The 25,860-nt window shown below is 61.5% G+C and carries 20 protein-coding genes; 11 read left to right on the top strand and 9 right to left on the bottom strand.

Annotation, left to right across the window (positions count from 1 at the left end):
• Window positions 1–276: 276 nt before the first annotated feature.
• The 5 genes from TX24_RS27905 to TX24_RS27925 all read right to left on the bottom strand — a co-directional run bounded on the left by TX24_RS27905 (window position 277) and on the right by TX24_RS27925 (window position 4,638).
• Window positions 277–2,718, bottom strand: coding sequence for a penicillin acylase family protein (locus TX24_RS27905; RefSeq protein ID WP_057711880.1), 2,442 nt, complete (start codon window positions 2,716–2,718; stop codon window positions 277–279).
• Window positions 2,719–2,964: 246 nt separating this feature from the next.
• Window positions 2,965–3,165 (bottom strand): SEC-C metal-binding domain-containing protein, encoded by a 201-nt coding sequence (locus tag TX24_RS27910; protein ID WP_003189235.1) that lies wholly within the window; start codon window positions 3,163–3,165, stop codon window positions 2,965–2,967.
• Complete coding sequence (locus TX24_RS27915; protein ID WP_032893153.1) at window positions 3,162–3,644, bottom strand: LEA/WHy family protein; 483 nt, start codon at window positions 3,642–3,644, stop codon at window positions 3,162–3,164. The genes TX24_RS27910 and TX24_RS27915 overlap by 4 nt, the downstream gene beginning before the upstream one ends.
• A 21-nt stretch (window positions 3,645–3,665) precedes the next feature.
• On the bottom strand, window positions 3,666–4,136 hold the full coding sequence (locus TX24_RS27920) for a YchJ family protein (RefSeq protein ID WP_003189238.1): 471 nt from the start codon (window positions 4,134–4,136) through the stop codon (window positions 3,666–3,668).
• Window positions 4,137–4,140: 4 nt separating this feature from the next.
• Window positions 4,141–4,638: a DUF6231 family protein gene (locus tag TX24_RS27925; RefSeq protein WP_003189239.1), complete on the bottom strand. Its 498-nt coding sequence runs from the start codon at window positions 4,636–4,638 to the stop codon at window positions 4,141–4,143.
• 179 nt (window positions 4,639–4,817) lie between these two features.
• On the opposite strand from TX24_RS27925, the gene TX24_RS27930 reads away from it, so the two are divergent.
• A complete protein-coding gene (locus TX24_RS27930) occupies window positions 4,818–5,576 on the top strand; it encodes a collagen-like triple helix repeat-containing protein (RefSeq protein WP_032900445.1) in 759 nt (252 codons plus the stop codon).
• Between the two features lie 103 nt (window positions 5,577–5,679).
• Here the strand turns inward: TX24_RS27930 and TX24_RS27935 are convergent, their stop codons facing one another.
• On the bottom strand, window positions 5,680–6,144 hold the full coding sequence (locus TX24_RS27935; protein ID WP_003189242.1) for a CopD family protein: 465 nt from the start codon (window positions 6,142–6,144) through the stop codon (window positions 5,680–5,682).
• A 99-nt stretch (window positions 6,145–6,243) separates the two neighbouring features.
• Here TX24_RS27935 and dinG point away from each other — a divergent pair, with 99 nt between their 5' ends.
• The 6 genes from dinG to TX24_RS27965 all read left to right on the top strand — a co-directional run bounded on the left by dinG (window position 6,244) and on the right by TX24_RS27965 (window position 14,695).
• Window positions 6,244–8,388: an ATP-dependent DNA helicase DinG gene (gene dinG / locus TX24_RS27940; RefSeq protein ID WP_003189244.1), complete on the top strand. Its 2,145-nt coding sequence runs from the start codon at window positions 6,244–6,246 to the stop codon at window positions 8,386–8,388.
• 88 nt (window positions 8,389–8,476) lie between these two features.
• On the top strand, window positions 8,477–10,774 hold the full coding sequence (locus TX24_RS27945; RefSeq protein WP_057711881.1) for a beta-galactosidase: 2,298 nt from the start codon (window positions 8,477–8,479) through the stop codon (window positions 10,772–10,774).
• Window positions 10,775–10,856: 82 nt separating this feature from the next.
• On the top strand, window positions 10,857–12,002 hold the full coding sequence (locus TX24_RS27950; RefSeq protein ID WP_057711882.1) for a serine hydrolase domain-containing protein: 1,146 nt from the start codon (window positions 10,857–10,859) through the stop codon (window positions 12,000–12,002).
• Window positions 12,003–12,144: 142 nt separating this feature from the next.
• Complete coding sequence (locus TX24_RS27955) at window positions 12,145–13,290, top strand: OmpA family protein (RefSeq protein ID WP_082628894.1); 1,146 nt, start codon at window positions 12,145–12,147, stop codon at window positions 13,288–13,290.
• A 27-nt stretch (window positions 13,291–13,317) separates the two neighbouring features.
• A complete protein-coding gene (pdxH, locus tag TX24_RS27960) occupies window positions 13,318–13,965 on the top strand; it encodes a pyridoxamine 5'-phosphate oxidase (protein WP_057711884.1) in 648 nt (215 codons plus the stop codon).
• Between the two features lie 265 nt (window positions 13,966–14,230).
• On the top strand, window positions 14,231–14,695 hold the full coding sequence (locus tag TX24_RS27965) for an outer membrane lipoprotein (protein ID WP_003189251.1): 465 nt from the start codon (window positions 14,231–14,233) through the stop codon (window positions 14,693–14,695).
• Between the two features lie 163 nt (window positions 14,696–14,858).
• On the opposite strand, the gene nhaA is transcribed toward TX24_RS27965, so the two are convergent.
• Window positions 14,859–16,043, bottom strand: coding sequence for a Na+/H+ antiporter NhaA (gene nhaA, locus TX24_RS27970; protein WP_003189252.1), 1,185 nt, complete (start codon window positions 16,041–16,043; stop codon window positions 14,859–14,861).
• A 216-nt stretch (window positions 16,044–16,259) separates the two neighbouring features.
• Here nhaA and TX24_RS27975 point away from each other — a divergent pair, with 216 nt between their 5' ends.
• Window positions 16,260–17,354 carry a PLP-dependent cysteine synthase family protein gene (locus TX24_RS27975; protein ID WP_057711885.1) on the top strand — a complete coding sequence of 365 codons (1,095 nt, stop codon included), beginning with the start codon at window positions 16,260–16,262 and terminating at the stop codon, window positions 17,352–17,354.
• 63 nt (window positions 17,355–17,417) lie between these two features.
• On the opposite strand, the gene TX24_RS27980 is transcribed toward TX24_RS27975, so the two are convergent.
• A complete protein-coding gene (locus tag TX24_RS27980) occupies window positions 17,418–18,416 on the bottom strand; it encodes an AraC family transcriptional regulator (RefSeq protein ID WP_057711886.1) in 999 nt (332 codons plus the stop codon).
• Between the two features lie 338 nt (window positions 18,417–18,754).
• On the opposite strand from TX24_RS27980, the gene TX24_RS27985 reads away from it, so the two are divergent.
• From TX24_RS27985 to TX24_RS27995, 3 genes are all read left to right on the top strand, one after another.
• Entirely contained in the window at window positions 18,755–20,086 is a 1,332-nt protein-coding gene (locus TX24_RS27985; RefSeq protein WP_003189258.1) for a dicarboxylate/amino acid:cation symporter, read from the top strand.
• 133 nt (window positions 20,087–20,219) lie between these two features.
• Window positions 20,220–21,206: an XdhC family protein gene (locus TX24_RS27990; RefSeq protein ID WP_003189259.1), complete on the top strand. Its 987-nt coding sequence runs from the start codon at window positions 20,220–20,222 to the stop codon at window positions 21,204–21,206.
• On the top strand, window positions 21,203–21,787 hold the full coding sequence (locus tag TX24_RS27995; RefSeq protein ID WP_057711887.1) for a nucleotidyltransferase family protein: 585 nt from the start codon (window positions 21,203–21,205) through the stop codon (window positions 21,785–21,787). The genes TX24_RS27990 and TX24_RS27995 overlap by 4 nt, the downstream gene beginning before the upstream one ends.
• A 656-nt stretch (window positions 21,788–22,443) precedes the next feature.
• Here the strand turns inward: TX24_RS27995 and rne are convergent.
• A complete protein-coding gene (gene rne, locus TX24_RS28000) occupies window positions 22,444–25,602 on the bottom strand; it encodes a ribonuclease E (protein WP_477749709.1) in 3,159 nt (1,052 codons plus the stop codon).
• Between the last annotated feature and the right edge of the window lie 258 nt (window positions 25,603–25,860).

Consider the following 25,860-nt stretch of genomic DNA (forward strand, 5'->3'; position numbering starts at 1 on the left):
CCTCGCTTAGGCTCGGTGTGCCCGAACGCAGGCTTGAATCCGTGGGCCGCCGCCACGCGCCATCCATGGCGCGGGGCGGCTAACCCGGCGTCCTGCCAGGTTACCCACGAATTCAAGCCTGCGTTCGGCCAGCGTGGTTTAACGGGGCGCCTGAGATCAAGATCACAAGCAGATCAAGAGCAAGATCAAGAGCGGCTCGCTTCGCATCGTGGTTACTCGGCTGCTATCGCAGGCAAGCCACACAGGGTTATCCGGTTTCGTCAGTGGAAACCCGGTTTACTTACCAGGCGTCAGGGTCAACCTTGTCTTGCCGTACACCTTCTCAAAGTTCTGCGGCTGCATCGGAAAGCTCAGATATTGCGCCTTCAACGACGGGTCGATGCCGTTGGCATAGTTCGGGCTGGCCGGGTTGCCGGATTGGCCGATGCCGCTCTGGCCCATCATTGGTTCCGCCTGGCCGAAGTCGATGATCATGCGCAGCGCCGATACTTGGGTCGCGTTGAAATCCTGGCCCCAGGTGTACGGTGCCGGGTTCAGGGTGTTGTGATCGCCACCGCTGGCGAAGGGGCCGCGGATGACCTGGCCGCTGGTATTTTTCCATGTGGTGCTGTGCAGCTTGCCCCACTGCCAGGCCTTGTGATCGGCGCCCAATTGGCTGTCGCCAGTAGTGATGGCGGCGGCCAGGGTGCGGGCCAGGATCGCGGGTTTGTCTTCTTTTTGCGCGGTACGCGTGTCATCCCAGAATGGGCTGTCTTCACGGCCCAGCAGGTGGTCGGCGATGGCCGAGTAGGACAGGCTGACGTTGCTGACGAAGGCTTTCCAGCTGGCGCTGTTTTCCGGGCCGAGTTTGTCGAGGAAGATCTGCCGGGCGCTTTCTTGCAGGAACAGTTCATAGATCGCCGCGTCAGCCGAGGTGGTCGCCAGTCGACCATCGAAGGCCATCAGGCGGTCGAGCGCTTCGCGGGCCTTGGCGCGTTCCGCTGCCGGCAATGCATCGATGGCCTGCTTGAGGGGCAGGGCCATACCCGGCGCCTGGAACATGTTCTTGAGCTTGGCGGCGAAGAGGGTGGTCTGGTCGTATTGCATGGCGATCAGGCTGCGGCTGTCATGCTTGCCAGCGTTGGCCAGTTGCGCCAGGCGTTCGCTGCGCTCCGGTGCATCCCAGGCGTTGGACAGTTGCATGCCGTAGCCACGCGGTGCGGTGCGCTGGTTGGCGGTGCCGATCCAGCCCTGGGCCGGGTCTTGGTCGTACGGGTGCAGCATCGCGTCGGCGTAGCCGTCCCAGTCAAAGCGCGTGTCCCAGCCCGGCGATGGCAACAGGCCTTCGCCTTCTCGGCGGTTGGGGAAGCGGCCGGTGACTTGCCAGCCGATGTTGCTGGCGTCGGCGAAGATCATGTTCAAGGCTATGGCGCGAATCTCGCGGGTGGCATCCGAGGCTTTGCCAGCGTTTTGTGCGCGGGACAGGTCGAAGAATGCATCCAGGCTCTTGTCGTCCTTGAAGTCGGCGGTTTGCAAGGCCAGGCCAAGACCGCTGGTGAGCGCCTGGCTGCTGTTGAGCAGGGCGCCGTGGCGGGTTTCGTACACCACTTCGCGAATCGAGCGCTGGCCCTTGATGAAGAAGGTTTCGTTGCGCACGCCGGCCGGCATCCATTTGCCGTTGTTCTCGTAGTACAGCGCGTTGCCCTGGCGTTTGACCTTCTCCAGGAACAGGTCCTGGGTGTCGCCCTTGACCGCGCTCATGCTCCACGCCACTTTGCCGTTGAAACCGGAGAGCAGGGTCGGCAGGCCGGCAATCGAAGCACCGGCGGCCTGGTATTTGGGCGCACGAATCTGCACGTAGTTCCACGGCGACGGTGCTTGTGGCTGCGCGGCGATGTCGTTGGCCAACAGGCTCTTGGCGCTGCGGCTGCGTTGCGGGCCAATGGCCCAGTTGCTTGAGGTGGTGACGCTCAGGGCGTTGAGGCTGCGCAATTGCTGGCCTACGGTTTCCAGCCCGGCGAGGCCGGTGATCTGGCTCAGGTTGACGCCTTTGAGCTTGTCGGCTTCGGCCAGCGGGACAGGTTCGTCCGGTGCGCTTGGGGTGAGCCAGGCGAGTTTGTCGACGCCGACCTTTTGCGCCAGCACCAGGGACGAGAGCTCCCCCTGCAGGTTGCTCGACTGGCTGAAATTGAGCAGGCAGAACAGCAGCGCCGAATCTTCCGGCTTCCAGTACTCGGGCTTGTAGCCGCTCTGGGCCAGGTCCGCCGGCAGCTTGTCGCGGTAGCGGAACAGGTAGGCGTTGACGCCTCGGGCATACACTTCAAAGAAGCGTTTGAGGCGTGGCGATGAGGCATTGTACAACTCGCCAGCGCTTTTCTTGAGGTTGACCGCCCGCATGAAGCGGTCGACATCCAGCACTTGCGGGCCCGACATTTCCGCCAGACGGCCCTGAGCCAGCAGGCGCAGAGTGACCATCTGGGTGATGCGGTCGCTGGCGTGCACGTAACCGAGGCTGAACAGAGCGTCGTGGAAAGTGTTGCTTTCGATCAGCGGCATGCCTTGGGCATTGCGGCGCACCGACACATTCTGTGCCAGGCCCTTGATCGGCTGCACGCCAGCAACGGGCGGCAGGGTGTCCTGGGTGTTCTGGAGCTGGCAACCGGCCAGGCCCAAGGCACTGACCACTGCCGCGGCAACGCCGAACCGGGGAAGAAAATGTAAGAGGGCTGGCGAGGCCATGGCAAAGCTCCTGCGGGGGGTAGCGTCAGTAAAGGCGCTACGTTAGTGAGCGCGGCGAAACGACGCAAGCGGGAGTTTTGGCAATTGCGTGAGAACTTGAAACAGCCGCCCATTGAGGTGGGGGCTGGTTTAAGGCTTTGTAGGAGCGAGCTTGCTCGCGAGAAACCCATGGGCGCTGTGTTTATTCAGGAAACACGCGTAATCGTTGACGTTTTTCGCGAGCAAGCTCGCTCCTACACGTGCGGTTTAAGCGCCGTGGCACTTCTTGAATTTCTTCTCGCTGCCGCACGGGCAGGGGTCGTTGCGACCGACGTCCTTCAACGCATTGCGCACCGGCTCTTGGTGAGCGTGGCCGCAGTTCGGGCCGTGGACATGGCCGTGGTCGTGATCATGGTGGTCATGATCGTGGTTGCAGTCAGGACCATGGACATGGGGTTGCTGTGTCATCGATGTTGCTCCGGAATAAAATCGCCGGGGATTATCTCGCCATTGTGTGCCACCTGCACGTCATTACCGATGAATAATCCGGTTTTCAGTTCGCCTTCCAGACGATAAGGCACGGGCCGGTCGGGATTTTTCAGCATCTGCACCACCTCACGCACCTGTGGCCAGAGGTTGGTGCGCACCGAGACCTTGAAGAATTTATGCCCGCGTGGCGGTACGGTCAGCCACTCGTTGGACTCGCCTTCGGTCAACACCAGGTTGCCCAGGCTGACCTTGTAGACCAGGCCGCGCACGGTCAGGTCGGCGTCGTCGCGGTTGTCCACGCGAAAGTACAGCTTGAATTTCTGCTCCAGCAGCTTGGCCCGTACCACTTCGACCTTGACCAGGGAAACGTGTGGCGGCGGCGTGTCGTCTTCGAACCAGGACGCGCAGCCGGTCAGGCCCAGGGTCAACGCCAGCATCAAGCTATACATCCGAAGCATGGCGTTTTCCCCGTCCAGTGATTAGAAGTAGCTGGAACAGCACTTCTTGAATTTCTGCCCACTGCCACACAAACAGGCATCGTTACGTCCGGCCTTCACTTCTACCGTAGGGTCGATGAAGTACCAGCGCCCCTCATTCTGTACGAAAGAAGACTGCTCGCGGTGACTATGTTCACCAGTAGCGTCATGCCAGCGCGCGGTAAAGGTGACAAAGGCGTGTTCCGGTTGGCCGCCGAACACCTCGGAGCTTTCCACCTCCAGGCCCAGCCAGGTGCTTTGGGCACTCCAGGCGGCAATGGCGTCGCGGTCCAGGCCGGCCTGTTGCGCAGGCAATGTAGTGGCGACCAGGTAATCGACCAGGCCCAGCACATAGGCGCTGTAGCGCGAGCGCATCAACGCGCTGGCGCAGGGGGCCGGGTGGCCGGCGTGATAATGGCCGCAGCAGGCATCCAGCAGATTGCCACTGCCGCACGGGCAAATGGATGTACTCATCGGGTTACCACCAATACTTTCCGAAGTTTTCCGGGTTGGCCCAGAAGCGGGCGTTGAGCCAGTCCGGCACCTGTTTATAGTCAAGCAGATCATAGGTAAACAGCGTCAGTACCTGATCATCGCGTTGGAAGCGTTCGCCGGCTTGCAGGGCCAGGGAGAAAAAGTCGGTGTCCTTCCAGTCGCAGGCGCCCAGGTCGGCCAGCACGGCGATGCGGCTGGCATTGAGGTTACGAATGCCACCGAGCAGGGTCAGGCCTTGGGGTTTGGTCAGGTGCTCCAGGCAGTCGACCACCAGCGCGAGGTCAAAGCGCTGCACCGCGAGGTCTTCCGACAACGGCCCTGGCGCGGCATAGAACACTTCGGTGTCCGGGTGCGCAGCTTTGAAGGCATCCAGCGCCGGAAAATGGCTGGCGCCCACTAATAACAGGCGTTTTGGCCTGTGAAGGTCCAGCAGGGCCGCCAAGGCTTGTTGGGGCGTACGGGCAGAAATTCCAGCGGTCATTGCAGATCCTCGCATCAAGACCGTAGAGACTAGCGCGGCTGGGCGCGTGGGCCTAGAGCGCGGCGGTCGATAGCCGCCGGGGGAGAACTGAAGTTTTTTGATCCTTCACTGGCAAATCGCCTGTAGAAGTCGTTACTGTGCGCTCAAAGAAAAATTTGAAAACACTCAGGAGCCCCATGATGCGTAAGGTTTTTCTGCTGGCCCTGTTGGTCAGCCCCGTTGCCCTGGCCCAGAGCGTCAGTGTCGAAACCAATTCATTGATGCGCTTGCCCAGCAGCACCAGCGTGTTGCAGCTCGAGCGTCTGGACGTGGCGGATTACGGCACCTTGCTGATTCCGGCCACCATCAGCCAGGTTACGGTGGATGAGCTGCACTTGGGGCGCGACGCACGCATCACCATTGTTCCCGGCAATACCGCACTGCAAATGCAAGTGCGCGATGCGCAGTTGGAGCACGGTAGCCAGATCACCTCTCGGGGCGCTCCCGGCACCCACGAAAAACCCGCCAAGGCTGGGCGTGACTTGACGTTGCGCATTAATTCGCTGACCGCCGAAGCGCTGTCGGTGGATGCCCGTGGCGGCGCCGGCGCCCAAGGGTATGCGGGCCTGGACGGTGCCAACGGCGTGGACCCAGGTTGCACCTGGGGTTCAGCCGGGCGCGGTTTTAATGGCGATAACGGCGGCGATGGCCGGCCAGGGGCAGCGGGCGCGCAGGTACGTCTGGAGTTGCCGCAGGCGTTCCCGGCTGAACAGATCAAGGTCTGGGTCGATGGCGGGCCCGGTGGCCTGGCTGGGGTTGCGGGCAAACCCGGCAAGGGCGGGCAGTCCAAGGGCTGCCTGGTATACCGCGCGGACGGCGGCGAAAAGGGCCGGCCAGGGTTGGAGGGGCAACCGGGGCCGGCTGGGCCTGCGGGGTCTGTGACCATCCAGCGGCTCTGATTCGCCTGGCCTTACGCTATCGCGGGCAAGCCCGGCTCCCACATTTGGAATGCATTCCAGTGTGGGAGCCGGGCTTGCCCGCGATAGCGGTGTAAGGCTCGCCTCAGAACATCGGCCGAGCCGAAGCCACTGCCACCACCACCAATCCGACAATCAAGTTAATCCCCACCAACTTGCGAATCTGCCCCAGCGCAGCCGCGCCCGCCGGCCAATCTTCAGCCGCCACCGCTGCCTTCAGCTCCGGGAATTTCAACGCCTGGATGCGGATAAACAGCGCCGTCATCACCAGGTACAAGCCCATCATCACCTGCACATAACGCGGCGCCGTTTCAAAACCACTGAAGCGCAGGTGCAGCAAACCCATGCCGCTGATCGGCAAAAGCACCACCGCCACCCATACCCACACAAAAAAACGTTGAAACACATTTGCCCATAGCTTGAGCCGGGCAGGGCCCTCAAGTGCCGCCATGGCGGCGGGGCGCAGGATCATCCAGGCGAAAAACATACCGCCGACCCAGATCAAGGCGGCCAGTACATGCAGGGTATAAGCGAGGCTAAACGCGGTCATTGTGGTACTCCGTTCTGCGCGGGATTAATTAGCGGGGTATGATAGCGGCCGATCCGAACCACTGAAAATTTATCCAGCGTTTTTTGCGCCCGACTATCCATGATCAGCACTGAACTCAAAACCACGATCCAGGGCGCCTATTCGCGTTTTCTCGAAGCCAAAAGCTTGAAACCGCGCTACGGTCAACGCCTGATGATCGCCGAAGTGGCAAAAGTCCTCGGGGATATCGACACCGACGACGAAGGCCGCCGCGAGGGTGAGCCTGCGGTAGTAGCCGTCGAGGCCGGTACCGGTACCGGCAAGACCGTGGCCTACAGCCTGGCCGCGATCCCCACGGCCAAGGCCGCTGGCAAGCGCCTGGTGATCGCCACCGCCACCGTCGCGCTGCAAGAGCAGATTGTCTACAAAGACTTGCCCGACCTGATGCGCAACAGCGGCTTGAGCTTTACCTTCGCCCTGGCCAAGGGCCGTGGCCGCTACATGTGCCTGTCCAAGCTCGACGTATTGCTGCAGGAAGGCCACGCCCAAACCGCCACCGCCTCCTTGTTCGAAGAAGAAGGCTTCAAGATCGAGGTGGATGAGGTCAGCCAGAAGCTGTTTACCAGCATGATCGAGAAGCTGGCCGGCAACAAATGGGACGGCGACCGCGACAGCTGGCCCACTGCCCTGGAAGACTCCGACTGGGCGCGCCTGACCACCGATCACAGCCAATGCACCAACCGCCACTGCCCCAACTTCGGCCAGTGCGCCTTCTACAAGGCGCGCGAAGGCATGGGCAAAGTGGACGTCATCGTCACCAACCACGACATGGTATTGGCTGACCTGGCCTTGGGCGGCGGTGCGGTACTGCCCGACCCCCGCGACACCCTCTACGTCTTCGACGAGGGTCACCACCTGCCAGACAAGGCCATTGGCCATTTCGCCCATTACACGCGCCTGCGTTCCACGGCCGACTGGCTGGAAACCACCGCCAAGAATCTCACCAAGTTGCTGGCCCAGCACCCGTTACCCGGCGACCTGGGCAAGCTGATCGAGCAAGTGCCGGAGCTGGCGCGCGAGATCAAGACCCAGCAGCAGTTCATGTTCAGCGCCTGCGAGCAGGTGGCGGACTTCAAGCCCGGTGAAGACGTCGAGGGCCGCGAGCGCCCGCGCCATCGTTTTGTCGGCGGGATGATCCCCGAGCACATGCGCGAAATGGGCATCGAGCTGAAGAAAGGCTTTTCACGCCTCACCGACCTGTTCACGCGCCTGACGGACTTGCTCAAGGAAGGCATGGATGGCGAGGTCAATATCGGCATTGCCAGTAACCAGGCCGAAGAGTGGTACCCCTTGTTCGGCAGCCTGCTGTCTCGTTCCCAAGGCAATTGGGAGCTGTGGACCGCCTTTACCGTCGAAGACCCGGAAGACAACCCGCCCATGGCCCGTTGGCTGACGCTGTCGGAAAGCGGTGCGCTGTTCGATATCGAGGTCAACGCCAGTCCGATCCTCGCCGCCGAAATGCTGCGCCGCAACCTGTGGAACGTCGCCTACGGCTGCCTGGTGACCTCGGCCACGCTGACAGCCCTGGGCACTTTTGACCGCTTCCGCATGCGCGCCGGCCTGCCGAAAAAGGCCGTTACCGCCGTGGTACCCAGCCCATTTCATCACGCTGACGCCGGCGTGCTGCGGGTGCCAGACCTCAAGGCCGACCCACGGGACGCGGCCGCGCACACGGCGGCGATCATTCGCGATCTGCCGTCGCTGGTGGAAGGCTCCCGCGGCACCCTGGTGCTGTTCTCGTCGCGCAAGCAGATGCAGGACGTGTTCGACGGCCTCGACCGCGACTGGCGCAAGCAGGTGTTTATCCAGGGCAACCTGTCCAAACAGGAAACCCTGAACAAGCACAAGGCGCGGGTCGACGGTGGGGATTCCAGCGTGTTGTTCGGCCTGGCCAGCTTTGCCGAAGGCGTGGACTTGCCCGGCGCTTACTGCGAACACGTGGTGATCGCCAAGATCCCGTTCTCGGTGCCGGATGACCCGGTCGAGGCCGCACTGGCCGAGTGGATTGAAGCCCGAGGTGGTAACCCGTTTATGGAAATTTCGGTGCCAGATGCTTCACTGAAGCTGGTACAGGCCTGCGGGCGGCTGCTGCGTACCGAAGAAGACCGCGGCACCATCACTTTGCTCGATCGGCGCCTGGTTACCCAGCGCTATGGCAAGGCGATCCTCAATGCCTTGCCGCCGTTCAGGCGCGAAATTTCTTAAGCCACTGTGGGCGGATTCGCCCACTGCGTGGTCTATCTCATCACTATCGTCAGGCCAGTCATCGGCCGTTTGGGAGAACTTTGTTCGTATGATCCGCACGCTGCCCGCTCTTTTTGCCCTGCTGTTCGCTGCGCCGTTGATGGCGGCGCCCGAGGGGCAACAAACGCTGTTCAACTTCGTCAGGCCTGCCGATGTGGTCAAGGTGGCGACCCAGGACGCCAGCCTGCCGCAATACAACGCCGAACAAACCCCCGAAGGCGAGGTGCTGCGCCGCATCACCTTCAACCCAGCGGCCGAGCCGAGCCTGGTGCTCAGCCCGCAGACGGGGACGTGGGATTGGTCGCAATCGAGCGCCATGAGCCTGCGTATCCAGAGCGCGATGAACTGGGCGCTGACCCTTTACGTCAAGGTGCAGAGCGCCGATGGCAAGACGCTCGTCAGCCGCATCGACCTGCCGGCCGGCCCGGCCCAGACGCTGCTCGTCCCGCTGCAAGCCAACTCCCCCCTGAGCCAGGGCATGAAGGCCGGCCCGCCGATGCCAATGACCGTGGATGGCCAGCGGGTGTTGCTGGCCGCCAGCGCCGGGGAAGTCGACCGCAGCCAGGTCGTCTCGGTGACCCTGTCGATGCTCAAGCCCAATGCCGCCCAAAGTATCCTGCTGGAGCGCTTCGGCGTGCAGGACAGCGAGCCGGTATTGAAGGCCGCCTACACTGAACTGGTGGATGCCTATGGTCAGTCCACCCGTGCACGCTGGCCGGAAAAGGTCAGCAGCGACGAGCAACTCAAGGCATCGGCTGCCAAGGAACAACAGCAGCTCAAGGCCTGGCTGGCCGAGCGGGACAAGTCCTCGCTGGATCAATACGGCGGCTGGAAAAAGGGCCCGGGCTTCGACGCCAGCGGTTTTTTCCGCACCCAGAAGCGCGACGGCCGCTGGTACCTGGTGACGCCGGACGGGCATCCGTTCTACTCCCTGGGGGTGAACACCGTGGCGCCAGACAACAGCCAGACCTACGTGGCGGGGCGCGAGTGGATGTTTGCGGCGCTGCCCAAGGCCGGCGAACCCTTTGACAAGTACTACGGCAGCGACGACAGCCGCACCGGCAACGGTGCCGGCGAAGGTCGCGGCTTTGGCTCGGGGCGTTGGTACGATTTCTATGCTGCCAACCTGCAACGCACTTACGGCGGTGACGCGTTGGACCAGCCACGCTGGGTGACCCATACCCTTGATCGCCTGCAAGCCTGGGGTTTCAACACCGTGGGCAACTGGAGCGATCCGGACCTGGCCACTGCCGACCGCGTGCCGTACACCTTGCCGCTGTCGATTGTCGGTGACTATGCCAGTATCAGCACCGGCACCGACTGGTGGGGCGGTATGCCTGATCCGTTTGACCCGCGCTTTGCCATGGCCACCGAACGCGCCGTGGCCATCGCGGCTCGCGATCACCGCGACGATCCGTGGTTGATCGGTTTCTTTGCCGACAACGAACTGGCCTGGGCCGGTCCTGGCGACGACGCAAAATCCCGCTACGCCCTGGCGTACGGCACCCTGCGCATGACCACCGACGTCCCGGCCAAGCGCGCTTTCCTCAAGCAACTGCGCGACAAATACCGCAATGAAGAAGGCCTTTCCAAAGCCTGGGGCATTCAACTGGCCGGTTGGGAACTGATGGAAGACCCAGGTTTTGAGCCGCCGATGCCTAGCCCTGAGCACCCGGAAATCGAAGCCGACTTCAAGTATTTCCAGAAGACCTTCGCCGATGCTTACTTCAAAACCATCTCCGACTCGCTGAAGTGGCACGCGCCCAACCAGCTGTTGCTGGGCGGTCGTTTTGCGGTGAGTACGCCGGAAGCGGTCGCTTCGTGCGCGCAGTATTGCGATGTGCTGAGCTTCAACATGTACACCTTGAAACCCCAGGACGGTTACGACTTCGCCGCGCTGCGTGCGCTGGACAAACCGGTACTGATCACCGAATTCAACTTTGGCTCTGCCGACCGTGGCCCGTTCTGGGGCGGCGTGACGCAACTGGCCCGCGAAGAAGACCGTGGCGCGGCTTACACCACCTTCCTCAAGCAGGCCGTGGCCGAGCCGTCGATTGTCGGGGTGCACTGGTTCCAGTACCTGGACCAGCCGGTCACCGGGCGTCTGCTGGATGGAGAAAACGGCCATTTCGGCCTGGTCGGCATCACCGATGTACCGTTCCAGGGCTTTGTCGAGACGGTGCGCAAGAGCAACCTGGCCGCGCTCGACCAGTTGGGCCGTGAGGCGCAAAAAGCCAAGGCCGCCCAAGCGATGCGTGAAAGTGAAGCCGGCAAGCCGGGGCGCGACGGCAAAGGCGCGGGGCAGGGCGCTGGGCATGCTGGTGGGCACGCTGGGAATGGGCATTGATTCACCGTTGACGGGTTCACAAAACCTACAATGGCTGAAAGAATGGCGGCCACTTTTCATGGTGTTTTCCGAGGGGACTTAGGTGCAGATTCAGGGTCATTACGAGCTGCAGTTCGAAGCGGTGCGCGAAGCCTTCGCCGCCCTGTTCGATGATCCTCAGGAGCGTGGTGCCGGGCTGTGCATCCAGGTTGGCGGGCAAACCGTCGTCGACCTGTGGGCCGGTACTGCCGACAAGGACGGTGCCGAGGCCTGGCACAGCGATACCATCGTCAACCTGTTCTCCTGCACCAAGACCTTCACGGCAGTGACGGCCCTGCAACTGGTGGCCGAAGGCAAGCTCAAGCTCGATGCGCCGGTGGCCGATTACTGGCCGGAGTTTGCCGCTGCTGGCAAGGAAACGATCACGCTGCGCCAGTTGCTCTGCCACCAGGCCGGGTTGCCGGCCATCCGCGAAATGCTGCCCACCGAAGCCCTGTATGACTGGCAATTGATGGTCGATACCCTGGCGGCCGAGGCCCCGTGGTGGACCCCGGGCCAGGGCCATGGCTATGAGGCGATCACCTACGGCTGGCTGGTTGGCGAACTGTTGCGCCGCGCCGATGGGCGCGGGCCGGGGGAGTCGATCGTGGCGCGGGTGGCACGCCCATTGGGGCTGGACTTCCATGTGGGCTTGGCGGATGAAGAGTTTTATCGCGTCGCCCATATCGCGCGCAGCAAGGGCACTATGGGTGATGAAGCCGCGCAACGGTTACTTCAAGTAATGATGCGCGAGCCTGCGGCGATGACTACCCGTGCATTTGCCAACCCACCGTCTATTTTGACCAGCACTAATAAGCCCGAATGGCGACGCATGCAGCAGCCTGCGGCGAATGGCCACGGTAATGCGCGCAGCCTGGCCGGGTTTTATAGTGGTTTGTTGGACGGTAGTTTGCTGGAAAGCGACATGCTCGAACAATTGACCCGCGAGCACAGTATCGGGCTGGATAAAACCTTATTGACCCAAACCCGCTTCGGCCTGGGCTGCATGTTGGATCAACCGCAGTTGCCCAATGCCACGTTCGGCCTTGGGCCCCGTGCATTCGGGCATCCCGGGGCAGGAGGCTCAGTCGGGTTTGCCGACCCTGAACATGATGTAGCCTTCGGTTTTGTGACTAATACCCTAGGGCCTTACGTACTTATGGACCCGCGTGCCCAGAAGTTGGTCGGAATATTGGCCGGTTGTCTATAAACCCCTTGCTGTTTCACAATTTTTTGTTACAAAGGCAAGTATAAAAAAGATGCTGAACGACATGTTGTAACTTGAATGTTCTTTTAGCGTCTGTTTAACGGGTCCCGCGACCCCCTGTTTTTTCTCATTTTGTGGATATCTCATGTTATCGAACAAGTCTTTGGCACTGGCGCTGTGCCTCACTATTACGGGTTGTGCACAAACTCCACAAAATGATGCCGAAGGTGGGCATTGGTGGTCATTTGGATCTGACAAAGCGGCAACCAAGGATCCAGTGGCTCAGATCGACGCCAAGCCGGATGCCAAGCCCGACGCCAAGCCGACCGCGGGTGCCAAGCCTGTTGAACCTGTCGCCGCTGCAGCAGCGCCTGCCAAGGCTGACACCGGTTACAGCTGGTGGCCGTTTTCCACCAAGAGTGCCGAAGAAAAAGCTGCCGACGCCAAGGCTGACTTGAAGGCCGACCTGAAGGCCGCAACCCCGGCCTCGGACGCGGCGCCAGTCGTCGCCAAGACCGACAGCGAGCCGCGTTGGTGGTGGCCGTTCGAAAGCAAGCCAAAGCCGTTGGCCAAGGTCGACGTGACCAACGTACAAATGCCTGACCCGAAGATCACCCAAGCCTGGCTGGACGAATACGAACCACGCCTGCGTGCGGCCATCAAGGACAGCAACCTGCAACTTGAGCGCCGTGACAACACCCTGGTGGTGATTGCCCCGGTAGACGGTTCCTACAACCCCAAGCGCCCGGCCATGTTGCTGCCGGTGACCCTGGGCCCGTTCACGCGGGTGGCCAAGGCCGTTGAAGCTGACCCGAAAACCGCCGTACTGGTGCTGGGCCACGTTGATGCCACTGGCAGCGCTCCCGCCAGCCAGGCGTTGAGCAAGGAACGTGCGCAGTCCATTGCCTCGATTTTCAGCCTGAGTGGTCTGAAACAGGATCGCTTGATGCTGCGTGGCATGGGCGACCTTATGCCGCGTGCCGCCAACGACAGCAATCAGGGGCGTGCGCTGAACCGTCGCATGGAAATCATGTTCACTCAGCGTACAACGATGTTGGCACTGCTGAGCAAGTACAACTCGGGCAAAACTCCGCCCGTAGCTGAAATGGTCGCGGTGCAGAATGTGCCTGCGCCAGCACCGGCGGCAAAAGCGCCTGCCAAAAAGGCCACGGCCAAGAAAGCGGCCGCCAAGCCAGCGGCTAAAAAGGCTGCGGCCAAGCCGGCTGCCAAGAAGCCGGCTACTGCAAAAGCCAAGGCGGCACCCGCTTCGAACGACCAGGCGAAAAACTGAGCTGTTGAACCACAAGGATAAAGCCGCATGACCCAGGCACTGGCCGATATGCGCCGTGACTACACACGGGACGGTTTGAGCGAGGCCCAGGCCCCGGACGAGCCGTTTGCGTTGTTCCACCAATGGTTTGGCGATGCGGTTAAAACCGAACAGCCGCCAGTGGAGGCCAATGCCATGACGTTGGCGACGGTCGACCATGACGGTCGCCCGCACTGCCGCATCCTGCTGCTCAAGGGTCTGGATGCACGGGGCTTTACCTTCTTCACCAACTATCAGAGCGCCAAGGGTGAACAACTCGCGGCGCGGCCGTTCGCGGCCATGACCTTCTTCTGGCCAACTCTGGAGCGCCAGGTACGCATTGAAGGGCGCGTGGTCAAGGTCACGCCTGCAGAGTCGGATGCTTATTACCAGGTGCGCCCGTTGGGCAGCCGCCTGGGCGCTTGGGCTTCTCCGCAGAGCAAGGTCATCCGTGATCGCGAAGAGCTGCAGGCGCTGCTCAAGGCCACTGAAGAGCGTTTCAGCGATACCCAGCCCGATTGCCCCGAGCATTGGGGAGGGTACCGTTTACTGCCCGAGCGCATCGAGTTCTGGCAAGGCCGCGCCAGCCGCCTGCATGATCGCCTCAACTATCGTTTGCAAGACGGCCAATGGTCCCGCGAGCGTCTGGCGCCCTGAGCGTCACCTTTCGTCATCCCACCTGAATCAACACCGTTGCGTCGAAGTCTTTGTTCAAGAGACTTCGAGCGCTTTCGGCTGTGCGGCTACACTGATCGAGCCGGTTATGGCATCGTTCTGTACCCTGGCTTGGTTACCGTTCGTCGAGTTCTCTGGTGCTGGCAGTCTGTACTCAGGCTGAATGAAAGCAAGTTTCTGCCTGGCGCGCCGTGACACGCGCCAAGCCACAGCGTTTAATGAATACCTGTCCTTTGGAGTTGATGCTATGCGTAAGTCCGTTTTACTAGTTGCCTGCTTTACCACCCTGTCGTTGCTGTTGGGTGGCTGCGCCTCGAGTCTGACCGGCGACTCGTACTCTCGTGATGAGGCGCGTCGTGTACAGACCGTTCGCATGGGCACCATCGAATCCCTGCGTCCAGTGAAAATCGAAGGCACCAAAACCCCAATCGGCGGCGCTGCGGGCGCGGTCATCGGCGGCGTTGGCGGTAGCGCCATCGGTGGCGGCCGTGGCAGCATCGTCACTGCTGTGATCGGCGCAGTTGCGGGCGGCCTGCTGGGCTCGGCCACTGAAGAAGGCCTGACCCGCACCCAGGGCGTGGAAATCACCGTGCGCGAAGACGACGGCAGCATGCGCGCCTACGTACAAGCCGTGCAGGAAAATGAAATCTTCCGCATTGGCGACCGCGTACGCATCATGACCGTCGACGGTACCAGCCGCGTGACTCGCTAAGCCTTAAACTACAGGCGAAGAAAAACCCCCAACCGGGTGACCGGTTGGGGGTTTTTTTGTAGGAGCGAGCTTGCTCGCGAAAAACGTTAACGATAACGATAACGCGTGCTCAATGAACGCGGCGCCTGTAAGTTTTTCGCGAGCAAGCTCGCTCCTACTTCAATCATGCAACGATCGCTTTCTTGCGGCTTGCCATCGCCGTTACCGCATACCCGATAAAGGCTGCCAGGATCGACCCGGTCAGAATCCCCATGCGGTCTTCACCGGCAAACTCACTGGCGCCTGGCACAAATGCCAGGGAGCCGACAAACAGGCTCATGGTGAAGCCGATCCCGCACAGGATCGCCACGCCCATTACCTGGCCCCAATTGGCGCCGCTGGGCAGTGAGGCGATGCCGGTCTTGATCGCCAGCCAGGTGAGGCCGAACACACCGACGGTCTTGCCGATCAACAGGCCGGCGGCGATGCCCATGGGCACGGAGTGGGTGAAGCTTTCCAGGCTGACGCCCGTCAGAGAGACCCCGGCGTTGGCGAACGCGAACAGCGGCAGGATGGCGTAGGCCACCCATGGGTGCAGGGCGTGTTCCAGGCTCAGCAGCGGCGAGGTTTCGGCATTCTTGGTGCGCAGTGGAATGCAGAACGCCAGGGTTACACCCGCCAACGTCGCATGTACACCGCTCTTGAGCACGCACACCCACAGGATCAGGCCGATGATCATATACGGCCCCAGCTTGATCACGCCCAGGCGGTTCATCGCAATCAGCGCAATCAAGCACGCCCCCGCGCCCGCCAGGGATGCGGTGGACAGGTCTGCGGAATAGAACAGGGCAATGACGATGATGGCCCCAAGGTCATCAATGATTGCCAGGGTCATCAGGAACAGCTTCAGCGACACCGGTACGCGCTTGCCCAGCAGGGCTAAAACGCCCAGCGCAAAGGCAATGTCGGTGGCCATAGGGATCGCCCAGCCAGCCAGGGCGGCGGGGTTGTCCTTGTTCAGCGCCCAGTAGATCAGCGCCGGCACCACCATGCCGCCGATGGCCGCTGCGCCAGGCAGCACCACTTGGGAAGGCTTGGACAGGTGGCCATCCAAAAGCTCGCGCTTGACCTCCAGGCCGATCAGCAGGAAGAACAGGGCCATCAAGCCATCGTTGATCCAAAGCAGCGCCGGCTTGGCGATTTTCAGCGCGCCAACCTGTGCAACCACTGGCGTGTCGAGAAAGGCGTTGTACAGGTGCGACAACGGTGAGTTGTTGATAATCAGCGCCAAGGCGGCAGCGGCGATCAACAACAGGCCACTGGCGGCTTCCAGCTGGAAGAAACGGGTGAAAGTGCTACGCAGAGGCAAGGGATGCTCTCCAATCCAGGTTCAATAGGTGGGTACCCTAACCCGTACCGTTAGTTGTTAAAACAAAAGTTATATTCTTATTTGTTATAAGAGATGGCCCGGGACATCGGTGAGCCAAAGACTAGCAATTGTGTGTCCAATTGCGTCGTCACTGTATCTGTGTGGAGTGTAGGAAACATCTTAAGATCACCGCTGAAAACCTTTAGAGAAGCCACCATGAGCGACCACCGTACCTGGGCCCGCGAAGCCATTCGCATCATTGAAGCGGACTTCCAGCGCAGCGCCGATACCCACCTGATCCCGCTGCCATTACCGGGTTTGCCAGGCATCGAGTTGTACTTCAAGGATGAGTCCAGCCACCCCACTGGCAGCTTGAAACACCGGTTGGCGCGCTCGCTGTTTCTGTATGCGCTGTGCAACGGCTGGCTCAAGCCGGGCGCCCCCGTTATCGAAGCGTCCAGCGGCTCCACGGCGATCTCGGAAGCCTACTTCGCGCGCTTGCTTGGCTTGCCGTTTATTGCCGTCATGCCCGCAACTACATCTCAAGAGAAGATCGCCCAAATTGCCTTCTACGGGGGCAAAAGCCATCTGGTCCAGGACCCGACGCAGATCTACGCCGAGTCCGAACGCCTGGCCCAGGAAAGCGGTGGTCACTTCATGGACCAGTTCACCTACGCCGAACGTGCCACCGACTGGCGGGCGAACAACAATATTGCCGAGTCGATCTTCCAGCAGATGCGTTTTGAACAGCACCCGGAGCCGAGTTGGCTGATTTCCAGCCCTGGCACCGGCGGCACCACCGCGACCCTGGGTCGCTATGTGCGTTATCGCCAGCATTGCACGCGAGTGTTGTGTGCCGATGCCGAACGCTCGGTGTTCTTCGATTTCTACCAAAGCGGTGACGCGAGCCTGCGCCTGGACTGTGGCTCGCGGATTGAAGGGATTGGTCGGCCTCGGGTGGAGGCATCGTTTCTGCCGGCGGTGATTGATGCCATGGTCAAGGTGCCAGATGCATTATCCCTGGCGGCCATGCATTACCTGGCGCAGCGTTTGGGGCGACGGGTTGGCGGTTCCAGCGGGACCAATCTGATCGGTGCCCTGATGGCGGCGCAACAGATGAAAGCGTCGGGGGCGTCGGGGTCGATTGTCGCGATCTTGTGCGATGGCGGAGAGCGTTATGCCACGACCTATTATGATCAAGCGTGGCTGGCGGGGCAGGGCTATGAGCTGGAGGGTTTGATCACGGCTGTAGCAGCAAGTGTCGAACGTGGTGAAGCGCTACCCGATAGCATCCTGCGCGCCAATATCTGACACCCTGCGAAACAGTGTGGGAGCTGGCTTGCCCGCGAACAGGCCCTCCCAGTCGATACACCTCTAACTCTCCTGCGCTCTGTAGGCCCCCGGCGTCAACCCCGTCCACTTCTTGAACGCCCGATGAAACGCCGATGGTTCGGAAAACCCCAATTGTTCGGCGATCTCCTGCAAAGACAAATCCGCCCGCCCCAAGTGGTAAATGGCGATATCCCGGCGTAACTCATCCTTCAATGCCTGAAAACTCGTGCCTTCTTCGCGCAGATGCCGGCGCAGGGTCTGTGGGCTGATGTGCAAGTGCTGGGCGACGGCTTCCAGGTCTGGCCAGGGTGTGCGGTCGCGGCTCAGCAGGCGGCGCAGCTGGCTGCTCAGGCTGTCGCCTTCATCCGGCCTGGATAACAAGTCGGCAGGGGAGCGCTGCAAGAAGTGCTTGAGGGTGCGTTCATCCTGCAACAGCGGCAAGCTCAGGTAGCGGCTGGGAAACACCAGGCTGCTGGTCGGCGCACCGAACACCTGGGGGCAGGGGAACAGCAGGTCGTATTCACCGGCATGGGCCGGCATCGGGTAACTGAAGGTGGCCTGCTGCAGCCGGATACGCTGGCCGATCAACCAACTGCCCAGCCGATGCCAGATCACCAGCAGGCATTCACTGAGAAAGTGGTCCGGGTCCCATAGCTGCGAGTCGTCCAGGCTCAGGCGCGCCATGTCGCCTTCTTTCGTCAGCTGCCAGCGCGGGCCTTGCGGGAACAGGCTATAAAACAATAAGCCGCGCTCCAGCGCCTTTTCCAGCGTGCGGCAATGAATCAGCGCGTGGCACATCATGGCAAAAGTGCCACGTTTGCTCGGCCCTTCGGCAAACCCCAGGTATTCGTCATCCAGCCCCAGCCAGAGCATTTGCAACAAGCGGGTAAATTGTTCTGGAGCGATGCGGGCGCGCGGCTCGGTCAGCAGTTCTGAGGTAATGCCCACCTGGTGCAACACCCCCGAGTAGTCAAAACCGACTCGGCGCGCACCGCCGAGGGCCGCTCGGGCGTAATGGCTGGCGATGGTACGTTCACGCATGCGAGGGCCTCATCCATGGAGTGGCGGATGGTAGCCATCACCCGGCGGGGCGACAAGGCGGATATCCGCCAAATTGTAGGACGAGACAGGGTGAGTGGGCGGAAATCCGCCACCTTGTTGCACGCCTCGGAGTCGACCGTAAACCCCAAGCCCTGATGTCTAAAGGCCTTCAGCGCGTTTAAGCAAAGTGGCACGCTGTTTGCGATAGGGATTACAGCGCAGGCTTGTTCCTACAGGCTTGGCAAACAACAAATCCCTCCAGTGCAGGAGGGTTCGCAATTCAAGTGCCGTGGGCAATGGCGGATATTTGCCACACGGGACGATTGAGGAACTTTGCAATGACGACTCGTCAGCCAATCTACAAATCCCTGTATTTCCAGGTGATCGTCGCAATCGTTATCGGTATCTTGCTCGGCCACTTCTACCCGCAGACCGGCGTGGCCCTCAAGCCACTGGGTGACGGCTTTATCAAGCTGATCAAAATGGTCATCGCCCCGATCATCTTCTGTACCGTGGTCAGCGGCATCGCTGGCATGCAAAGCATGAAGTCGGTGGGCAAGACCGGCGGCTACGCGCTGCTCTACTTCGAAATCGTTTCCACTATCGCTCTGCTGATTGGCCTGGTCGTGGTCAACGTGGTGCAGCCGGGCGCCGGCATGCACATCGACGTCGCGACCCTGGATGCTTCCAAAGTGGCGGCCTACGTCACCGCCGGTAAAGACCAGAGCATCGTGGGCTTTATCCTCAACGTCATCCCGAACACCATCGTCGGCGCGTTCGCCAATGGCGACATCCTGCAAGTGCTGATGTTCTCGGTGATCTTCGGTTTCGCCCTGCACCGCCTGGGTGCCTATGGCAAGCCGGTGCTGGACTTCATCGATCGCTTCGCCCACGTGATGTTCAACATCATCAACATGATCATGAAGCTCGCGCCAATCGGTGCCCTGGGTGCCATGGCGTTCACCATCGGCGCCTACGGTGTAGGTTCGCTGGTGCAACTGGGCCAATTGATGATCTGCTTCTACATCACCTGCATCCTGTTCGTGGTGCTGGTGCTGGGCGCTATCTGCCGCGCTCACGGTTTCAGCGTGTTGAAGCTGATCCGCTACATCCGTGAGGAACTGCTGATCGTACTGGGCACCTCTTCTTCGGAATCCGCACTGCCGCGTATGCTGATCAAGATGGAACGCCTGGGCGCGAAGAAATCCGTGGTCGGCCTGGTGATTCCAACCGGTTACTCCTTCAACCTCGACGGTACGTCGATCTACCTGACCATGGCGGCCGTGTTCATCGCTCAGGCGACCGACACCCACATGGACATCACCCACCAGATCACCCTGCTGCTGGTGTTGCTGCTGTCGTCCAAAGGCGCGGCTGGCGTGACCGGTTCGGGTTTCATCGTATTGGCTGCCACCCTGTCGGCCGTCGGCCACCTGCCAGTTGCCGGCCTGGCGCTGATCCTGGGTATCGACCGCTTCATGTCCGAAGCCCGTGCGCTGACCAACCTGGTGGGTAACGCCGTTGCCACCATCGTTGTGGCCAAGTGGGTCAAGGAATTGGACACCGACAAGCTGCAAAGCGAGCTGGCGTCTGGCGGTACCGGTATCTCCGAAACCCGCGAACTCGATGACCTGGGCGTGGCTGAAGGCCCGGCGCCTGTCGTCAAGTAAGTGGCTGCTGGCGTGAACTGACGCCAACGCTATCCGTAAACGCCCCGACTGGTTCGGGGCGTTTGCGTTTCTGGCGGGATACAACGGATATTTTTGGTTTACAGTGAGCGCGACAGTACTTACCGGAGGCCTGATGGACAGTGTGGATCTGAACGTCCTGCGCAGCGTGCTGCAATGGCGCCGCGCCGGGCAGCGCGTGATGTTGTACAGCGTGGTGCAAACCTGGGGCAGCGCGCCGCGCCCGCCGGGGGCGATGCTGGCCCTGCGCGGTGATGGTGTGGTGATTGGCTCGGTGTCGGGCGGTTGCATCGAGGATGACTTGATCGCGCGCCTGCAGGACGGCCGCTTGCCTGCTGATGGCCCGCCCGTGCAGTTGGTGACCTACGGCGTCACACGCGATGAGGCCGCACGTTTTGGCCTGCCCTGCGGCGGCACCCTGCGGCTCACCGAGGAGCGCGTGGAGGAGTGGGGTTGGGTCGAAGCGCTGCTGGCGCGTTGTGAAGATCATCAGATTGTCGCTCGCGAGCTGAACCTGGCCACCGGCGAGGTGACCTTGAGCGCCGCCAGCAAGACCGACGTGGTGAGCTTCGACGGTGAACGCTTGCGCGCCATCTATGGCCCGCGCTGGCGCCTGCTGTTGATCGGCGCCGGGCAGCTGTCGCGTTACGTAGCGGAAATGGCACGTCTGCTGGATTTCGAAGTGCTGATCTGCGACCCCCGCGAAGAGTTCGTCTACGGCTGGGAAGACCAGCATGGCCGCTTTGTGCCGGGCATGCCCGACGAGGCGGTGTTGAATATTCATACCGATGAACGCACGGCCATTGTCTGCCTCACCCACGATCCACGTCTGGATGACATGGCGTTGCTGACGGCGCTGAACTCCACGGCGTTCTATATCGGCGCCCTGGGTTCGCGGGTCAATACCCAGAAGCGTCGGGAGAACCTGGCTGCGCTGGGCTTGTCGGCGGAGGCCATCGCGCGTTTGCACGGGCCGATCGGCCTGCACATCGGCAGCCATACGCCGGCGGAAATTGCGCTGTCGCTGATGGCGGAAATTGTTGCGATCAAGAACGGGGTGGCACCGATGCAGAAAAAGCCCCTGGCGGTAGCGGCGCAGTGACCGTTACAGCGATTGTGTTGGCAGCGGGGCAGGGCAGTCGTTTTCGGGCTGAAGCTGGAGCTGATCAAGACAAGTTGCTCGCCGCGTGTGTGGGGTTGGATGGGGTTACCCGACCGGTTATCGAGCAGGTCCTGGTGAATCTGCCGGCGACGCTTGTTGAGCGCTGGGTGGTGACCTTGCCGGAGCGCCGTGAGGTGATTCGGTTGGCTGAGGCGCATGGTTGCAAGGTCCTGCTTTTGGAATCGGCCGGGATGGGCGACAGCATTGCCGCAGCTGTTGCCGCCAGCGCTTGGGCAGAGGGTTGGCTAGTGGTGCTGGGGGATATGCCGTTTATTCGATCCGCGACGGTTGAGCGTGTGCTGGCCGACCCGGGGAGAATCACTGTGCCGGTGCATGCCGGGCAGTTTGGACATCCGGTGGCTTTCGCGCGTGTATGTGGGCCTGCATTGATGGCGTTGACCGGGGACCGTGGCGCGAAGCCTTTGTTTGCGCAAGCGCAGGTGCGGGGCGTGCAGGTGGATGATCCTGGCGTGCTGTGGGATGTGGATGTGCCGCAACGGTTGAGTTTTACCCCAGGTTAAGTGTGGGAGTTGGCTTGCCTGTGATAGCCATAGGTATCTACACAATTTAGAGCTGACGCTGGACCTGTGGCGAGGGAGCTTGCTCCCGTGACGGACTGATAGCTGGCGCTTATCTACCTGACACGCGACCATCCAAATGTGGGAGCTGGCTTGCCTGCGATAGCGGCCTGGCAGTCAACACCGTTGGACCGGGTACATATCCGTTATTTAGGTAACGGCCACTTAGGGTTCCGCTCTGACAGCGGGTCACTTTGGAAAAGCCCCAAAGTAACCAAAGGGCTCTTGCCCCACCACTCGGCACCTCGCTTGGGCTCGGTGTGCCCGAACGCAGGCTTGAATCCGTGGGCCGCCGCCACGCGCCATCCATGGCGCGGGGCGGCTAACCCGGCGTCCTGCCGGGTTACCCACGAATTCAAGCCTGCGTTCGGCCAGCGTGGTTTAACGGGGCGCCTGAGATCAAAAGCAGAGCAAGATCAGGAGCGGCTCGCTTCGCATCGTGGTTACCGTTGGGTGGCAGATTCGAGATGTTTGTCGATTGAACCGCCGCTATCGCAGGCAAGCCAGCTCCCACAGTGATTGCATTTCAAATCGAGATAGCCAGCCATAAAAAAGCCCCGCCTGATCACTCAGGCGGGGCTTTTTAGTGGCGGTTGGAATCAGGCGAGGGGTTTAGGCTCGTGTTCTGCTTCCTGGGCCTTGTGCTCTACCGCCTGGGCTGCGGCTGCAGCAGCTTCGGCTTCCTTGCGGCGACGACGCACTTCACGTGGGTCGTTCGGCGCACGGCCGTTTTCGGTGAGGGCGCTTGCAGGTGCAGCTTCAACCACAGGGGCTGCCACTTCGGCAACCACCGGGGCTTGAACTTCAACCACGGGGGCAGGCTCCACAACCGGCGTCGGCTCAACCACTGGGGCTGGCTCGGCGACGATTTCGGCAACCGGTGCCGGCGCTTCTTCTACCACTGGGGCAGGTGCTGGCGCTTCCACCGGGGCAGCTGGTTCGGCGGTCCACTGGAAGGCGGTCTGTTCTTCGCGAACTTCACGCACAGCCGGGGCAGCTTCTTCGACCATCGGAGTTTCTACAGCCGCTTCGACTACTGGCTGAGGCTCAACCACTGGAGCCGGTTCAATGGCAACCGCTTCAGTTTCTGGCTGTGCGTCGCGAACCGGGGCAACTTCCACTTCCGGAACCACTGGGGCTTCGACAGGAGTTGTGGCTTCAACCACTGGCGCTTCAACAGCCGGCGCTTCGACCGCTGGGGTTTCGGCGGCTGGCGTTTCTACGGCAACAGTGTCTTGGACGGCAGCGGTAGCGCGTTCGGCTTGCTCGTGAGCCTGGGCTTCAGCGGGGGCGCTGATGACCGAGCTGGCAACGGCAGCGGTAACGGCCAAGCCGGCAGCTAGTTCGGCGCCTGTTGGTTCATTGTTGGCAGTTTCTGCGTTCTCGCCGGTTTCTTCCGAACCTTCGATTACGTTGCCGTTGGCATCACGCTGACGCTCACGACGGTTGCTGCGACGACGCTGGCCACGGGAGCGGCGGCGTGGACGATCGCCTTCGGCGTTGTCCTGGCCGTCTTCCTGCAGTTGCTCTTCGCCGGTCAGTACTTCTTCTTCGCTGGCGGCAGCGGCTTGCTCGGCGCGTGGTTGACGCTCTTCACGTGGCGGGCGCGGTTGGCGCTCTTCACGGGGGGCGCGCTCTTCACGCGGCTGGCGGGCCGGGCGTTCTTCGGCGGTAACGGCTGCGGCAGCGGCAACGGCAGGTGCCGCGTCCAGAGGCTCGCGCAGTTCACGCACACGTTCTTCACGCTCGCCACGTGGCTTGCGGTCTTCACGTGGAGCACGTGGGGTACGTGGGGCGCGCTCTTCACGCGGTGCACGTTCTTCACGGGCTACGGTCGGGGTGTCTTCACGGGCTTCGCGAGGCGCACGCTCTTCACGTGGTGCGCGGTCTTCACGCGGGGCACGTTCTTCGCGAGGCTTGCGCTCTTCGTCACGGCGGCCATTGCGGTTACGGCTCTGCTGGCGACCGTTGCGACGTTCTTCATTGCGCGCCGGGCGCTCGGTGGCAGGTTTTTCAACCACAACCGGGGCAGCAGGCTCTTCCTTGGTGGCGAACAGGCTGACCAGCGACTTCACCAGGCCCTTGAACAGGCTTGGCTCAGGCAGGGCGGCCGGCGTGGCAACCGGGGCGGCAGCTTCGGTCGGTACCGGTGCGTTGGCGCGGGCCGGCGCAGTCTTCACGGCCGCTTCCTGGCGAACCAGGGTGCGGGTCGCAGCGGCTGGCTGGACTTCTTCGACTTCGGCGGCAGCTGCGGCGATTTCATAGCTGGACTGGCCGCTGTGGGCTTCCGGGCTGTCATCACGCAGGCGCTGGACTTCAAAGTGCGGCGTTTCGAGGTGATCGTTCGGCAGGATGACGATACGGGCACGGGTGCGCAGTTCGATCTTGGTGATCGAGTTGCGTTTTTCGTTGAGCAGGAAGGCTGCAACCGGAATCGGCACTTGTGCGCGAACTTCGGCGGTACGGTCTTTCAGGGCTTCTTCTTCGATCAGGCGCAGGATCGCCAGGGACAGCGATTCAACGTCACGAATGATGCCGGTGCCGTTGCAACGCGGGCAGACGATGCCGCTGCTCTCGCCCAGGGACGGACGCAGGCGCTGACGGGACATTTCCAGCAGGCCGAAGCGCGAAATGCGGCCGACCTGTACACGGGCACGGTCAGCTTCCAGGCATTCGCGGACTTTCTCTTCCACGGCGCGCTGGTTCTTGGCCGGGGTCATGTCGATGAAGTCGATGACGATCAGGCCGCCGATGTCACGCAGGCGCAGCTGGCGGGCGATTTCTTCAGCCGCTTCCAGGTTGGTCTGCAGGGCAGTTTCTTCGATGTCGCTGCCTTTGGTCGCACGCGCCGAGTTGATGTCGATGGACACCAGGGCTTCGGTCGGGTCGATCACGATGGAGCCGCCGGAAGGCAGTTCGACCACGCGCTGGAAGGCGGTCTCGATCTGGCTTTCGATCTGGAAACGGTTGAACAGTGGCACGCTGTCTTCGTACAGCTTGATCTTGCTGGCGTACTGCGGCATTACCTGGCGAATGAAGGTCAGGGCTTCGTCCTGGGCTTCAACGCTGTCGATCAGCACTTCGCCGATGTCCTGGCGCAGGTAGTCGCGGATGGCGCGGATGATCACGTTGCTTTCCTGGTAGATCAGGAACGGCGCGGAACGATCCAGGGACGCTTCTTTGATAGCGGTCCACAGTTGCAGCAGGTAGTCGAGGTCCCACTGCATTTCTTCGCTGCTGCGGCCAAGGCCGGCAGTGCGCACGATCAGGCCCATGTCGGCCGGTGCGATCAGGCCGTTCAGCGCTTCACGCAGTTCGTTGCGCTCTTCGCCTTCGATGCGACGGGAAATACCGCCGGCACGTGGGTTGTTCGGCATCAGTACGAGGTAACGACCGGCGAGGCTGATGAAGGTGGTCAGGGCTGCGCCCTTGTTGCCACGTTCTTCTTTTTCGACCTGGACGATGACTTCCTGGCCTTCGCTCAGGACGTCCTTGATGTTCACGCGGCCTTCGGGGGCTTTCTTGAAGTATTCGCGGGAGATTTCTTTAAGGGGCAGGAAGCCGTGGCGCTCGGAGCCGAAATCGACAAAGGCAGCCTCAAGGCTTGGTTCGATGCGAGTGATACGGCCTTTATAGATGTTGGCCTTTTTCTGCTCGCGTGCACCGGATTCGATGTCCAGGTCGTAGAGGCGCTGGCCATCTACCAGTGCAACACGCAACTCTTCGGGTTGAGTTGCGTTAATCAGCATTCTTTTCATGTTGTACCGTCGGTTTCCGGGCTGCCGGAAACGGCGTTCGGCACACACGACTTCTCACGGTCGGTGTCAGGTGCGTCAAGAGTGGTTGGCCACTCCAGTGTCCAGCAAAATCGGCCAATTGGGCCGGTATCGCGACGGACGCGTCCTGCTCGTTAGCGGTGGTGACAAAGGCACCACTTCAACAAAAGCTAAGGTCAGGAGGAGGAATCAACCGGCGACTGTGGACGAGATGAAGCGTCTAAAACAAGCCTAGTGCTA

The organism is Pseudomonas lactis, assembly GCF_001439845.1.
Lineage (GTDB): Bacteria > Pseudomonadota > Gammaproteobacteria > Pseudomonadales > Pseudomonadaceae > Aquipseudomonas > Aquipseudomonas lactis.

Excerpts from the sequence above, each read along its gene's own strand:
- TX24_RS27980 (WP_057711886.1), bottom strand. The coding sequence starts at position 18,416 with ATGCGTGAACGTACCATCGCCAGCCATTACGCCCGAGCGGCCCTCGGC.
- TX24_RS27925 (WP_003189239.1), bottom strand. The coding sequence starts at position 4,638 with ATGACCGCTGGAATTTCTGCCCGTACGCCCCAACAAGCCTTGGCGGCC.
- TX24_RS27930 (WP_032900445.1), top strand. The coding sequence starts at position 4,818 with ATGCGTAAGGTTTTTCTGCTGGCCCTGTTGGTCAGCCCCGTTGCCCTG.
- dinG (WP_003189244.1), top strand. The coding sequence starts at position 6,244 with ATGATCAGCACTGAACTCAAAACCACGATCCAGGGCGCCTATTCGCGT.
- TX24_RS27920 (WP_003189238.1), bottom strand. The coding sequence starts at position 4,136 with ATGAGTACATCCATTTGCCCGTGCGGCAGTGGCAATCTGCTGGATGCC.
- TX24_RS27990 (WP_003189259.1), top strand. The coding sequence starts at position 20,220 with ATGGACAGTGTGGATCTGAACGTCCTGCGCAGCGTGCTGCAATGGCGC.
- TX24_RS27915 (WP_032893153.1), bottom strand. The coding sequence starts at position 3,644 with ATGCTTCGGATGTATAGCTTGATGCTGGCGTTGACCCTGGGCCTGACC.
- TX24_RS27975 (WP_057711885.1), top strand. The coding sequence starts at position 16,260 with ATGAGCGACCACCGTACCTGGGCCCGCGAAGCCATTCGCATCATTGAA.
- TX24_RS27910 (WP_003189235.1), bottom strand. The coding sequence starts at position 3,165 with ATGACACAGCAACCCCATGTCCATGGTCCTGACTGCAACCACGATCAT.
- TX24_RS27905 (WP_057711880.1), bottom strand. The coding sequence starts at position 2,718 with ATGGCCTCGCCAGCCCTCTTACATTTTCTTCCCCGGTTCGGCGTTGCC.
- TX24_RS27935 (WP_003189242.1), bottom strand. The coding sequence starts at position 6,144 with ATGACCGCGTTTAGCCTCGCTTATACCCTGCATGTACTGGCCGCCTTG.
- TX24_RS27955 (WP_082628894.1), top strand. The coding sequence starts at position 12,145 with ATGTTATCGAACAAGTCTTTGGCACTGGCGCTGTGCCTCACTATTACG.
- TX24_RS27945 (WP_057711881.1), top strand. The coding sequence starts at position 8,477 with ATGATCCGCACGCTGCCCGCTCTTTTTGCCCTGCTGTTCGCTGCGCCG.
- TX24_RS27985 (WP_003189258.1), top strand. The coding sequence starts at position 18,755 with ATGACGACTCGTCAGCCAATCTACAAATCCCTGTATTTCCAGGTGATC.
- rne (WP_477749709.1), bottom strand. The coding sequence starts at position 25,602 with ATGAAAAGAATGCTGATTAACGCAACTCAACCCGAAGAGTTGCGTGTT.
- pdxH (WP_057711884.1), top strand. The coding sequence starts at position 13,318 with ATGACCCAGGCACTGGCCGATATGCGCCGTGACTACACACGGGACGGT.
- TX24_RS27965 (WP_003189251.1), top strand. The coding sequence starts at position 14,231 with ATGCGTAAGTCCGTTTTACTAGTTGCCTGCTTTACCACCCTGTCGTTG.